The 14370-nt window shown below is 57.7% G+C and carries 8 protein-coding genes; all 8 read left to right on the top strand.

Annotated elements, in window-relative coordinates:
* Nucleotides 1–4 precede the first annotated feature (4 nt).
* The 8 genes from pepN (at nt 5) to infC (ending at nt 14365) form a co-directional block, all read left to right on the top strand.
* Entirely contained in the window at nt 5–2647 is a 2643-nt protein-coding gene (gene pepN, locus AC13DJ_RS16780; protein ID WP_482933841.1) for an aminopeptidase N, read from the top strand.
* 210 nt (nt 2648–2857) lie between these two features.
* Nucleotides 2858–4246: a DUF1329 domain-containing protein gene (locus AC13DJ_RS16775; RefSeq protein WP_482933840.1), complete on the top strand. Its 1389-nt coding sequence runs from the start codon at nt 2858–2860 to the stop codon at nt 4244–4246.
* 65 nt (nt 4247–4311) lie between these two features.
* Nucleotides 4312–5457, top strand: coding sequence for a WD40/YVTN/BNR-like repeat-containing protein (locus AC13DJ_RS16770; RefSeq protein WP_474540313.1), 1146 nt, complete (start codon nt 4312–4314; stop codon nt 5455–5457).
* A 50-nt stretch (nt 5458–5507) separates the two neighbouring features.
* Nucleotides 5508–7898 carry an efflux RND transporter permease subunit gene (locus tag AC13DJ_RS16765; protein ID WP_474540312.1) on the top strand — a complete coding sequence of 797 codons (2391 nt, stop codon included), beginning with the start codon at nt 5508–5510 and terminating at the stop codon, nt 7896–7898.
* Nucleotides 7899–8081: 183 nt separating this feature from the next.
* On the top strand, nt 8082–9065 hold the full coding sequence (locus tag AC13DJ_RS16760) for a TAXI family TRAP transporter solute-binding subunit (protein WP_482933839.1): 984 nt from the start codon (nt 8082–8084) through the stop codon (nt 9063–9065).
* 81 nt (nt 9066–9146) lie between these two features.
* A complete protein-coding gene (locus tag AC13DJ_RS16755) occupies nt 9147–11747 on the top strand; it encodes a TRAP transporter permease (protein WP_482933838.1) in 2601 nt (866 codons plus the stop codon).
* A 150-nt stretch (nt 11748–11897) separates the two neighbouring features.
* Complete coding sequence (thrS, locus tag AC13DJ_RS16750; protein WP_482933837.1) at nt 11898–13823, top strand: threonine--tRNA ligase; 1926 nt, start codon at nt 11898–11900, stop codon at nt 13821–13823.
* Complete coding sequence (infC, locus tag AC13DJ_RS16745; protein WP_081697581.1) at nt 13820–14365, top strand: translation initiation factor IF-3; 546 nt, start codon at nt 13820–13822, stop codon at nt 14363–14365. The genes thrS and infC overlap by 4 nt, the downstream gene beginning before the upstream one ends.
* Nucleotides 14366–14370: the final 5 nt, after the last annotated feature.

Here is a 14370-nt window from a genome sequence, read left to right as displayed (position 1 = left end):
ATGAATGCGAACCAACCAGCCACAAACCATTTACCTGAGTGAATACAAGGTTCCTGCGTATCTGGTTGACCACGTGGATCTGCGTTTCGAATTGTTTGAAGACGGCGCCCGGGTGCACAGCACCCTGTCTGTGCGCCGGAACCCTGAGTCGGCAGACGCCGGTGCCCCCCTGTTCCTGCACGGCGACAGCCTGAAGCTGGAGTCGGTGGCCCTGAATGGCTCAGCGCTGGCTGCCGGTGATTTCGAAGACCGTGGCGATGCGCTGATCGTGCCTTCGGTACCGGAGCAATTCGAATTGCAGGTGGTTACCTGGATCGAGCCGCAGAACAATACCCGGCTGGAAGGTTTGTACAAGTCCTCCGGAATGTTCTGCACCCAGTGCGAGGCCGAGGGCTTCCGTTGCATCACTTTCTACCCGGACCGCCCGGATGTGATGGCCCGGTTCCGCACCCGGATTGAAGCGGATAGAGGCGCCTACCCGGTACTGTTGTCTAACGGTAACCCGGTAGAGCAGGGCGAGCTCGAAAACGGCCGTCACTTTGTCACTTGGGAAGACCCGTTCCCCAAGCCGGCTTATCTGTTCGCGCTGGTTGCCGGAGACCTGGTAGAGAAAAAAGACACCTTCACCACCTGTTCCGGCCGTAACATTGACCTGCGAATGTACGTGGAGCCCCGCAACGCGCAGAAGTGCGATTTCGCCATGGACGCCCTCAAGCGCTCCATGCGCTGGGATGAAGACGTCTACGGCCGCGAATACGACCTGGATATCTTCATGATCGTGGCGGTGGATGACTTCAACATGGGGGCCATGGAAAACAAGGGCCTGAATATTTTCAATTCCTCCTGCGTGCTGGCCAGCCAGGACACGGCGACCGACGCCACCTTCCAGCGCATCGAGGCCATCGTCGCCCACGAGTATTTCCACAACTGGTCCGGCAACCGGGTCACCTGTCGTGACTGGTTCCAGCTGAGCCTGAAGGAAGGCTTTACCGTGTTCCGGGATTCCCAGTTCTCCGCCGACATGGGATCGCCAACGGTCAAGCGCATTGAAGACGTTACCCTGTTGCGCACCGCACAGTTTGCGGAAGATGCGGGCCCCATGGCCCATCCGGTGCGGCCCGCGTCTTACATGGAAATCTCCAACTTCTACACCCTGACCATCTACGAGAAAGGCGCGGAAGTGGTGCGGATGATTCACAACCTGCTGGGCGATGAAATGTTCCGCAAGGGCAGTGATCTGTACTTCGAGCGCTACGATGGCCAGGCGGTGACCACAGACGATTTCGTCAAGGCTATGGAAGATGCCTCCGGCCGTGACCTGAGCCAGTTCCGGTTGTGGTACGAGCAGGCAGGCACGCCGGTGGTTAGCGTGGAAGACGACTACGATGCGGATAAGGGCGTGTATGGCCTGACCATCCGCCAGAATATTCCCGACACGCCGGGGCAGACCGGCAAGAAGCCTCAGCACATTCCGTTCGCCATGGGCCTGCTCGACAGCGAAGGCCAGCCGTTGTCGCTGAATACCAGCGCCGGCGAACAGGGCGGCCCGCTGGAGCGGGTGCTGGAGCTGACTGAGGGCGAGCACCGTTTCGAATTTCACGGCCTGGCCGAACGGCCAGTGCCGTCACTGTTGCGGGATTTCTCGGCGCCGGTGCGGGTGCAGTATCCGTGGAGCCGGGAACAGCTGTTGTTCCTGATGAGCCACGATCCGGACGGCTTTAATCGCTGGGATGCGGGCCAGCGCCTGGCCGTGGATGTTATCCAGTCTCTGGTGGGTGCGCCGGAGAAGGCTGAAGTTGAGCCGCGGCTGGCGGCTGCCTACCGTAAATTACTGAACGATGCGTCTATGGACCAGGCACTGGTGGCCAAGATGCTGTTGTTGCCGTCGGAGGCCTACCTGGTAGAACTGGCGGAGCAGGCCGATGTGCCGGCTATCCATGCGGCCCGGGAGCGGGTGTTGAAGCACCTGGCGCAAGAGCTGAAAGACGACCTGCTGGCTTGTTACCAGCGCAACCGGCAGCAGGGCGATTACCAGCTGGGCCCGGATGCCATTGCCCGTCGCAGCCTGTGTAATACCGCGCTGGGCTGGTTGATGAGTATTGACGATGAGCGGGCCCGGGAGCTGGCGTTAGAGCAGTTCCGCAGTGCAGACAACATGACGGACCGCCTGGGTGCCTTGCGGGCGCTGGTCAATTCCGGCTTTGCAGCAGATCGTGAACAGGCCCTCGAGAGCTTCTACCAGCGCTTCAGCGATGATCCGCAGGTGGTGGAGCTCTGGTTCTCGGTACAGGCGTCCAGCGGCCAGGCCGGCCAGTTGCCGCACATCCTGAAGTTGCTGGAGCATCCGGCCTTTGACTGGAAAAACCCGAACAAGGTGCGCTCGGTAGTGGGTGTGTTTGCCGGCCAGAACCTGGCGGCCTTCCATAACCCCGATGGCAGTGGCTATCAGTTCCTGGCTGGGCAGGTTTGCCGCCTGGATGACAGCAACCCGCAGATTGCCTCCCGCCTGGTAACGCCGTTAACGCGCTGGCGGAAGTTCGCACCTGCCTACTCCAGCCAGATGAAAGCGGCACTGGAAGGCATCCGGGACAAAGATAACCTGTCCCGTGACCTGTACGAAGTTGTGCATAAGAGCCTGGCAGGCTGACCTGCTGGCGGGGCCCGAGCCAGGCGCACGGGCCCGCGCTGGCTGTGTATCGTTTTGTGTTTTTTCAACCGTCGTCACAGCCTGATACAAAATCGCACTTTCGGTCGATAGACAATGTTGCTCAATCGGCTAATCTGTTGGAAAGTCTGCGATTGCATCAGACCATAACAATAAAGCCCGACAGAGGCTTCCAGACGGAAAGGTTGCACAATGAGATACAACAAAAACGTTCTTTTGGGTGGGCTGCTGGCAGCTTCCTTCGCCGCATCCCCCGTTTACGCAGCTGTGTCTGCTTCAGAGGCAGCGCGGCTGGGTAATGATTTAACCCCTTTCGGTTCGGTCAAGGCCGGAAACGCCGATGGCACCATCCCGGCGTGGGGCGGCGGCCTGACAGAGCCCCCGGCTGGCTATCAGGGCAGTGGCCAACACCATATCAACCCGTTTCCGAACGACCAGGTGCTGTTCACCATCAATGCGTCCAACATGGACCAGTACAGCGAGCACCTGACCGATGGCCAGAAGGCCATGTTTGAAACCTACCCGACGACCTTCCAGATTCCGGTTTACCAGTCCCGCCGTACCCATGCGGTTCCTGACTGGGTTGCCGAGAACACCCGCAAGAACGCGGTGAATGCGGAAATTGTGGGTGAATCCGAGGGCCTGGAAGGCGCCTTCGGTGGCTATCCTTTCCCGATCCTGCATGGCAATAACGAAGAAAAAGCCTGGCAGGTGATCTGGAACCACCTGACCCGCTGGCGCGGTATATCCCTTACCCGTCGTTCCAGTGAAGTGGCCGTGCAGCCCAACGGGGATTACGGCCTGGTGACGTCCCAGCAGGAAGCCTTTTTCAACTTCTACAGCCCTGAAGGCAGTGAAAAAGATCTCGATAACATCATTTTCTACTACCTGTCTTTCACCCAGTCTCCGCCCCGCCTTGCCGGTGGTGCGATCCTGGTTCATGAAACCCTGAACCAGATCGTCAGCCCCCGTAATGGCTGGGGTTATAACGCCGGGCAGCGCCGTGTGCGCCGGGCACCCAACCTGGGTTACGACTCCCCGATCGCGGCGGCCGATAACCTTCGGACGGCCGACGACACCGATATTTTCAACGGTGCCATGGATCGCTATAACTGGAATTACGAAGGGATGCGGGAAATCTACGTGCCCTACAACAACTACAAGATTGGCGAAAAGGGCACTCCGTATTCCGAGATTCTGGGTATTTCCCACCTGAATCCTGACCTTACCCGCTGGGAATTGCACCGGGTGCACGTGGTTGAAGCCACCCTCAAGGATGGTGAGCGCCACATCTACGCGAAGCGTCGTTTCTATGTCGATGCCGACAGCTGGAACACTCTGCTGCTCGACCAGTACGACGGCCGTGGTGAGCTCTGGCGCGTAACCATGGGTATCGCCAAGAACTACTACGACATGCCGGGTGTGTGGACAGCACTGGACGTGTACCACGACCTGCAGGCCCGTCGTTACCATGTTCTGGGCCTGGATACCGAAGAACCCAACACCCGAGTGTTCACTGACGACGTGCCCAGCAAGCGTTACTTCTCGCCGGCTTCCCTGCGCAGACGAAGTGTACGCTGAGTTTTGGCGCGGGCTCAGGCCCGCGCCGGCAGCTTTCTGATCTAACCAACGTAAAGGCAATCTGAATGGCTAATAGGTTCATGTGCGAGACACTGGGTTCTGCCTGTCTTGGTCTGTCCATGGCATTGGCAGCACCTGCGGCGTTTGCGCTGACAGATATCATCGAGACCCCGGCTTTAATGTCGGACCTGGCTCCGGAATCCCTGCTCAACGATGCCACCCGTGCGGGTGACCGCATTGTTGCCGTTGGCGAGCGCGGGCATGTGATTTACTCCGATGATGAAGGGCAAACCTGGACCCAGGCCGAGGTGCCTGTATCGGTGACACTGAACGCCGTGGATTTTGGCAGCGACAGCAGCGGCTGGGTTGTTGGCCACAGTGGTGTGGTGCTGCATTCCGGGGATGCCGGGGCTACCTGGCAGCTGCAGTTCGATGGCCTGCAGGCGGCTGAGCTGGTGATCGAAAGCCGGGAAGAGCAGATTGCTGCGATGGAAGAGCGTATCGAACAGGCTCCGGAAGCCGAAAAGGGCGACCTGGAATGGGCGCTGGATGACCTGTTCTTTGCCCTGGAGAACGTGCAGGCAGACATGGAAATCGGCCCGGTTAACCCGTTACTGGATGTGTGGTTTGAAAACGACCAGCACGGTTTCGTGGTGGGTGCCTACGGCATGGTCCTGCGCACGCAGGATGGCGGTGAAACCTGGGAAGACTGGGGCCCGCAGCTTAGCAACCCGCAGAACTTCCATTTGAACAGCGTAGCCCGGGTAACCGGTGGTGCGCTGGTGATCGTGGGCGAAGCCGGCCAGGTGCATGTATCCGTCGATAACGGTGACACCTGGGAGCGGCGCGAGAGCCCCTACGATGGCTCACTGTTTGGCGTGATGGGTACCGGCAAGGTGAATGAAGTGCTGGCCTTCGGTCTTCGCGGCAACACCATGTTATCGACGGATCTCGGCCGCAGCTGGACCATGGTTGCTAACGAAGGCGGCACCACCCTGAACAACGGTTCGGTTGCAGACGATGGCCGGATCACCCTGGTGGGTAACAGCGGCGCGGTGCTGATGAGCAGCAACGGTGGTGAAAGTTTCCGCGCGCACTTCCGGAACGACCGGGAGGGTGTCATGGGTGTGGTTCCACTGAGCGGAACCAATCTTCTTCTGGTAGGCGAGGGCGGTGTAATGATCACCGATTCCCGCGGCCGGGACCTGTAATAACGCCCTGGTGTGGCATCAACGGATTTAATGGATAGAGGGGTTTTTTAATGTCTGACCCGATGCATGACAGGGGTGAACATTACCTGACAACGCCCAAGGCGGAGCCGTTCCTTGAGCGTTTGATTTTTAATAACCGGGCGCTGATTCTTATCGCGTTCTTTGTGCTGACGCTGTTCCTCGGCTACAACGCCGTGAAGATCCAGCCAGACGCCAGCTTCGAGCGGATGATTCCGCTCGAGCATCCGTACATTGTGAATATGCTCGAGCACCGGGACGACCTGGAAAACCTGGGTAACTTCGTGCGTATTGCGGTTGCGGTGGAAGACGGCGATATCTTTACCGCCGAATACATGGAAACCCTGAAGCAGATTACCGACGAGATGTTCTACCTGAACGGTGTTGACCGTTCCGGCCTGAAGTCTCTCTGGACCTCCAACGTGCGTTGGGTGGAAGTGACCGAGCAGGGCTTCCAGGGTGGTACCGTGATTCCGGACACCTACGACGGCACTCGCGAGAGTCTTGAGCAGTTGCGCCAGAACGTACTGCGTTCGAACGAAGTAGGCCGCCTGATTTCAGACAACTTCCGTTCCACGATTGTGTACGCGCCGCTGTACGAGACCAACCCGGAAACCGGCGAGCCGCTGGATTACGCCGCGTTCTCCAAGGAGCTGGAAGAGAAGATTCGCAGCAAATACCAGGAGCAGAACCCGGAAATCAGCATCCACATCGTTGGCTTTGCCAAGAAAGTGGGCGACCTGATTGAAGGTATCGGCTCCATTGCCTGGTTTGCCGGCATCACCATCCTGCTGACTACGTTGCTGCTGTTCTGGTATTCCCGTTGCATCGCCGGCACGCTGATCCCGGTGCTGACCTCCATCATCGCTGTGTTCTGGCAGCTGGGTACCCTCCGGCTTCTGGGCTATGGCCTGGACCCGTACTCGGTGCTGGTGCCGTTCCTGGTGTTTGCGATCGGTATCAGCCACGGCGTACAGATTGTTAACGCCATGGCTGTGGAAGCGGCCAAGGGCTTTGATGCTGTAACTGCAGCCCGCCTGGCATTCCGTGCCCTGTATATCCCGGGCATGCTGGCGCTGATTTCCGACGCCATGGGCTTCCTGACCCTGGTGTTCATCGAAATCGACGTTATCCGTGACCTCGCCGTTGCCGCCGGCCTGGGTGTGGCCTTTGTAATCATCACCAACCTGGTGCTGCATGTACTGATCATGTCTTACATCGGCATTTCCAAGGGTGGTGTGCGTCATGTGCAGAACCACGGCGACAAGCAGGACCGCAAGTGGCGGGTTATGTCTTACTTCTCCCATCCGGGTGTGGCACCGATTTCCCTGTTGATTGCCGTGATCGGCCTGGGCCTTGGCTTGTACTACAAGCAAGACCTGAAAGTAGGTGACCTTGACCAGGGTGCGCCGGAGTTGCGTGCAGATTCCCGCTACAACAAGGACAACGCCTACATTATCAACAACTACTCCACCAGTGCCGATGTATTGGTGGTGATGGTGAAAACCCCGGAAGAGCAGTGCACCCAGTACAACGTGCTACGCGCCATGGACAGCCTTCAGTGGCAGCTGCAGAACACCCCGGGCGTGCAGAGTTCCGCATCCCTGGCAGATGTTTCCAAGCTGGTGACCAAGGCCCTGAACGAGGGTAACTGGAAGTGGTTCGAGATTTCCCGCAACCAGACCATCATCAATGCGTCTATCCGGGATGCGCCGGCCGGCCTGATCAACACCAGTTGCGACCTGACTCCGGTGCTGGTGTTCCTGGAAGATCACAAGGCGGAAACCCTGGAAACCGTGGTCGAGCGCGTTGAAGCCTTCGCCCAGACCAACAGCAACGAAGAGCACACCTTCCTGCTGGCGGCCGGTAACGCAGGTATCGAGGCGGCCACCAACGAGGTAATTTCCAGCGCCAAGGATATGATGCTGATGCTGGTTTACGGTGTTGTGAGCTTGCTGTGCTTCCTGACCTTCCGTTCACTTCGTGCGGTGGCCTGTATCGTAATTCCGCTGGGCCTGACCTCCATTTTGTGTGAGGCGATCATGGCGGTGTCCGGTATCGGTATCAAGGTAGCGACCCTGCCGGTAATCGCGCTGGGCGTGGGTATTGGTGTCGACTACGGTATCTACATCTACGCCAAGCTCGAGAAGTTCCTGCTGGAAGGCAAGACGCTGCAGGAGGCTTACTACGAAACCCTTCGTTCGACCGGTAAGGCCGTTATCTTCACCGGCGTGACCCTGGGCCTTGGTGTAGTGACCTGGATCTTCTCGCCGATCAAGTTCCAGGCGGATATGGGCTTCCTGCTGTTCTTCATGTTCCTGTGGAACATGGTGGGAGCGATCTGGCTGTTGCCAGCACTGGCCCGGTTTCTGCTGAGACCGGACAAAATGCTGGCGAAAGCCCGCGCAGCCAAGTCTTACTGATTGGCGAAAGCCCCCGAAAGCCCGCGTAAGCGGGCTTTTTTCTTGAATACTCAGCTGGTTAGCGAACTAATCCTTTCTTTATTTATCGCCCGAAGTGTTCTATGTTTTAAAACGAATCGGATGTTTGTCCGTATTTCTGGGCGGGCAATTGATTACAACGACCAAGAAAAAGGAAGAACACACATGACACTGAAGCTCAAAGCGTCCGCTTTTGCCATGGCTGCAGCGGTTTCTCTGGGAGCGGCATCGACTGCAGTTTCTGCCCAGGAGCAGCGCTTCGTCACCATCGGCACTGGCGGTGTAACCGGCGTTTATTACCCGGCGGGTGGCGCGATCTGTCGTCTCGTGAACATGGATCGTAAGGAACACGGTATCCGTTGCTCGGTAGAGAGCACCGGTGGTTCTGTCTATAACCTGAATGCCATCCGTGCCGGCGAACTGGACCTGGCGGTCGCCCAGTCTGACTGGCAGTACCATGCCTACAACGGCACCAGCGAGTTCACTGACGCAGGCAAGAATGAAAAGCTGCGCGCGGTATTCTCCATACACCCGGAGCCGTTCACCGTTGTTGCCAGCAAAGGCTCCGGCATCAAGAACTTCGAAGACCTGGAAGGCAAGCGGGTTTCCGTGGGTAACCCGGGTTCCGGCCAGCGCGCGACCGCAGAAGTTCTGATGAAGGAAATGGGCTGGGAGATGGACAAGTTCTCCCTGGCGGCCGAAATCAAGGCGGCAGAGCAGTCCCAGGCCCTGTGTGATGGCAACATCGATGCCTTCTTCTATACCGTTGGCCACCCCTCCGGTGCCATCAAGGAAGCCACCACTTCCTGTGACAGCGTACTGGTGAACGTGGATAACGCAACCACCAAGAAGCTGATCGACGATAACCCGTACTACCGTAAGGCGGTTATCCCCGGCGGCATGTACCGTGGTTCCGACGATGACGTAACCACTTTCGGTGTGGCAGCTACCTTTGTGTCTTCCACCGATGTGCCGGACGACGTGGTATACGAAGTGGTCAAGGCGGTATTCGAGAACTTTGACAGCTTCAAGCGCCTGCACCCTGCGTTTGGCAACCTGAAGAAGGAAGAAATGGTCTCTGATGCCCTGAGTGCACCGCTGCACCCGGGTGCGGCCAAGTACTACCGTGAAGCTGGTCTGATCGACTGATCAGCCGGGTAGAGAGCAGAGCGGGCGCCAAGCCCGCTCTGTTGATTCAGTCAGACTGTTTTTTATTTGCAGGAACGTTCTATGGCAACGAATGACCCGGTCACCGGGGCAGGTGCGGATGCCGCAAAGGTAAGTGAGGTGCTGCAGACCGAAACCGGTGGCCGTGCCCTGCAGGGCCCAGCAGCGGTACTCCTCTTCATCATTCCGGTATGCTGGTCTTTGTTCCAGCTCTGGATCGCATCACCCCTGCCGTTCATTCTGAACTTCGGTATCTTCAACTCGACAGAAGCCCGCTCCATTCACCTGGCGTTTGCGGTATTTCTGGCGTTTTCGGCATTCCCCATGATCAAGGGGGTTCATGCCAACAAGGTGCCCATCTATGACTGGGTGCTGGCCCTGGCCGCGGCCTTTGCGGCGTCTTATCTCTACGTTTTTTACGATCAGCTGGCGACGCGACCGGGTGCCCCTATCACCGCAGATCTTTGGGTGGCGCTGTTTGGTCTTGTGCTGTTGCTTGAGGCAACCCGGCGGGCGCTGGGTCTGCCGTTGACGATTGTTGCAGCGGTGTTTATAGGCTATTCCCTTGCCGGCCCCTATATGCCGGATGTCATCTCCCACAAAGGGGTCAGCCTGAATAAGCTGGCTTCACACCAGTGGCTGGGCACAGAAGGCGTGTTCGGTGTTGCTCTCGGGGTTTCCACCAGCTTCGTCTTCCTGTTCGTGCTCTTCGGTGCTCTGCTCGAGCGGGCGGGCGCCGGTAACTATTTCATCAAGGTGGCCTGCGCCATGCTCGGCCATATGAAGGGCGGCCCGGCCAAGGCGGCGGTGGTGTCCAGTGGCCTGAGCGGTGTGATTTCCGGGTCTTCCATTGCCAACGTGGTGACTACCGGTACCTTTACCATTCCGCTGATGAAGCGGGTGGGTTTCCCGGCTACCAAGGCCGGTGCGGTTGAGGTGGCTGCGTCCACCAATGGTCAGCTGACCCCGCCGATCATGGGTGCTGCGGCGTTCCTGATGGTGGAATATGTGGGCATTTCCTACCTGGAAGTGATCAAGCATGCGATTCTGCCGGCGCTGATTTCCTATGTGGCATTGATCTACATCGTGCACCTGGAAGCCTGCAAGCTGAAGATGCACGGCATTGAGCGGCCGAACCGTCCCTCCCTGGCCCAGCGCATGCTGAACTGGGTGGTGGTACTGATCGGGCTGATTGTGCTGACCTTTGCCGTCTATTACGGCGTTGGCTGGACCAAGGGTGTGCTTGGAGAAGCGGCACCCTGGGTACTTGGCCCCATCCTGGTTGCCATCTACGTGGCGTTGATTGGCTATGCCACCCGCTTCCCGGAGCTGGAGGAAGATGATCCCGACAAGGCCATGGATGAACTTCCGGAAGTCGGCCCTACGGTGAAAACCGGGTTGTATTACCTGCTTCCGGTGGTGGTGCTGGTCTGGTGCCTGACGGTTGAGCGTTTCTCGCCCCAGCTGTCGGCGTTCTGGGCCACCCTGTTCATGGTGTTTATCGTCATCACCCAGCGCCCGCTGAAGGCGTTTTTCCGCAAGCATAGCGGTTTCATGGATGAGTTCACCGGTGGTATCGGTGATCTGTTCCACTCCCTTGCCACCGGAGCCCGGAATATGGTGGGTATCGGTGTGGCAACGGCCACTGCGGGCATCGTGGTGGGTACGGTTACCCTGACGGGTATCGGGCTGGTGATGACCCAGTTCGTGGAATTCCTGTCTGGCGGTAACTTACTGCTGATGCTGATGTTTACCGCGGTGATCAGCCTGATCCTAGGCATGGGTCTGCCCACTACGGCCAACTACATTGTGGTGTCCACCCTGATGGCGCCGGTGATTGTGACTCTGGGGGCCCAGAACGGCCTGCTGGTGCCGTTGATTGCGGTGCACCTGTTTGTGTTCTACTTCGGCATACTGGCGGACGACACGCCGCCCGTGGGGCTGGCCGCCTACGCGGCGGCGGCCATATCCGGGGCAGACCCCATACGCACGGGTATTCAGGGTTTTACCTACGATATCCGGACCGCGATCCTGCCATTCATGTTCATCTTCAACACCCAGTTGTTACTGATCGGGCTGACTGGCTGGGTGGATCTGTTGATTACAGTCTTCAGTGCGGTGACCGCCATGCTGGTTTTTTCTGCGGCTACCCAGGGCTACTGGTTTACCCGCAGCTACAAGTGGGAAACCGTTTTGCTGCTGTTGATTACCTTCACCATGTTCCGGCCCGGCTTCTGGTGGGATATGGTTTATCCGCCATATGAGGAACGCCAGGGCGAAGCCATCATGGAGTACGTCGAGCAGGCTGAGCCAGACGAGAAAGTGGTGTTTCGTGTTTCCGGTATGGCACTGGATGGCAGTGACACCACCACTTACACGCAGCTGGAGATTCCTGCTGGTGATTCGGCAGTCGAGCGGTTGTCTGCTGCAGGCTTGGAAGTGTCTGTCAGTGGCGATATGCTGGCAGTCGACTTCGTGAACTTTGGCAGTGCCGCGGAAGAAGCCGGTATCGATTTCGGCTGGAACATCGAAGCGGTGCAGGCCAAGCTCGAAAGGCCGCCGAAGGAAGTGATGTTCATCCCGGCCCTGTTGCTGCTTGCGTTGGTGGCCTTTGGCCAGCTTAAGCGAAAGGCCAGGGAGGATGCCCGGCCCCAGGCTGCGTAACCTGAATCGGCGTTCGTACAAACCCGGCATTGTTGCCGGGTTTTTTTCTGTTAAACTCGCCTCCAAACCGACCCGCGGTTTGTATCGCGGCAGCCGGCCACCATGTGATCTTTGGTATAGATCACCGCTGAGAAACCACAGGAGAGCATCATGCCCGTTATTACTCTGCCCGATGGCAGCCACCGTAGTTTTGCCGAACCCGTAACCGTTCACGACGTTGCCGCCGATATTGGTGCAGGCCTGGCGAAAGCCGCCCTGGCCGGAAAGGTGAATGGCAAGCTGGTCGACACCAGTTTCCTGATCGAGAACGACAGCGAGTTGGCCATCGTAACGGAACGTGATGAAGACGGCGTGGATGTTATCCGCCATTCCACCGCTCACCTGATGGCGATGGCCGTACAGGAGCTGTTCCCGGGCGCCCAGGTGACCATCGGCCCGGTAATCGAAAACGGCTTCTATTACGACTTCAAATACGAGCGCCCGTTCACCAACGAAGACCTGGCGCGTATCGAAAAGCGCATGGAAGAGCTGGCCAAGCAGGATCTGCCGGTATCCCGTTCTGTGATGTCCCGGGAAGACGCGGTCAAACTGTTTGAGAAAATGGGCGAAGAGTACAAGGTGCGCATCATCGAGGATATTCCCGGTGAAGAGGACCTGTCGTTCTACAGTCAGGGTGACTTTATTGACCTGTGCCGGGGCCCCCATGTGCCCAGCACCGGCAAGTTGAAGGCCTTCAAGCTGACCAAGGTTGCCGGCGCATTCTGGCGCGGTGACCAGAATAACGAGCAGCTGCAACGGATTTACGGTACCGCCTGGGGCAACAAGAAAGAGCTCAAGGCCTACCTGAACCGGCTGGAAGAAGCCGAGAAGCGGGACCACCGCAAGATCGGCAAGAAACTGGGCCTGTTCCATATGCAGGAAGAAGCACCGGGCATGGTGTTCTGGCACCCGGATGGCTGGTCTCTGTACCAGGAGATCGAGCAGTACATGCGGGCCAAGCAACACCAGCATGGCTACCAGGAAATCAAGACTCCGCAGGTAGTGTCCCGTACCTTGTGGGAGAAATCCGGGCATTGGGACAAGTTCAAGGACGGCATGTTTACCACCGAGTCCGAGAAACACGACTATGCCATCAAGCCCATGAACTGCCCTTGCCACGTGCAGGTGTTCAACCAGGGCCTGAAGAGCTACAAGGATTTGCCACTGCGCCTGGCGGAATTCGGTTCCTGCCACCGGAATGAAGCTTCCGGTGCGCTGCACGGCCTGATGCGGGTGCGTGGATTTACCCAGGATGATGCGCATATCTTCTGCGAAGAAGACGCGATTCAGCAGGAAGTGTCGGCATTTATCGAAATGCTGCACGAAGTGTATGCAGACTTCGGCTTTAACGAGATTCTCTACAAGTTGTCTACCCGCCCGGAAAAGCGCGTAGGTTCTGATGAAGTCTGGGACAAGGCCGAGGCCGCCCTGGAAGAAGCCCTGAATCGCGAAGGCGTTGACTGGGAATTGTTGCCGGGTGAGGGTGCTTTCTACGGGCCCAAGATCGAGTTCTCCCTGAAAGATTGTCTCGGTCGGGTGTGGCAGTGTGGTACCATTCAGGTCGATTTCTCCATGCCGGGTCGCCTTGGCGCCCAGTATGTGGCCGATAATTCCGAGCGGAAAACGCCGGTTATGCTGCACCGGGCGGTGCTCGGGTCTTTTGAGCGGTTTATCGGTATACTGATCGAAGAATACGAAGGGGCTTTCCCCACCTGGCTGGCACCAACGCAGGTTGCGATCCTGAATATCACCGATAATCAGCGTGACTACTGTCAGAAACTGGCCGAAAAGTGGGATTCTTTGGGATATCGGGTTAATGCTGACTTGAGAAACGAGAAGATCGGCTTTAAAATCCGCGAGCATACTCTTAACAAGGTTCCCTATCTTGTCGTTGCGGGCGACAAGGAAATCGAAAACAACGCCGTTGCCGTACGTACTCGCAAAGGTGAAGATCTGGGAACCTTATCGCTCGAAGCGTTTGAACAGCTGCTGGCTGACGACATTCAACGCAAGGGCAGAACCAAGACGGAGAACTGATTATTAAACAGCGAACGAATCGGGGTGGGCGCACTCCTAAAGCGCCTATCAATGAGAATATTGACGCAACTGAAGTCCGCCTGATCGATGCCGAAGGCAACCAGGTAGGTGTTGTAGCAATCGAGGAAGCCCTCCGGATGGCGGAGGAGGCAACCCTGGATTTGGTACAGGTTACGGATTCCGATCCGATCGTCTGTAAGATAATGGATTACGGCAAGAAGATCTTCGACGAGAAAAAGGCGAAGGCTGCTGCCAAGAAGAAACAGAAGCAGACGCAAGTCAAAGAGCTTAAGTTCCGTCCAGGAACTGAAGAAGGGGATTATCAGGTAAAACTACGCAACCTGGTACGTTTCCTTGAGAACGGGGACCGCGGCAAGATCACGATTCGGTTTCGCGGCCGTGAGATGGCACACCAGGAACTTGGTATGAAGCTCATGGGCCGGATTGAAGCCGATATCGAAGAGATTGCAACGGTTGAAATGCGGCCGAAAATGGAAGGCCGTCAGATGACCATGATCGTGGCTCCCCGCAAAAAGAAGTGAACCTG

It is taken from the genome of Marinobacter sp. L-46 (genome assembly GCF_056859535.1).
This window is presented reverse-complemented; position numbering and strand designations above follow the sequence as displayed.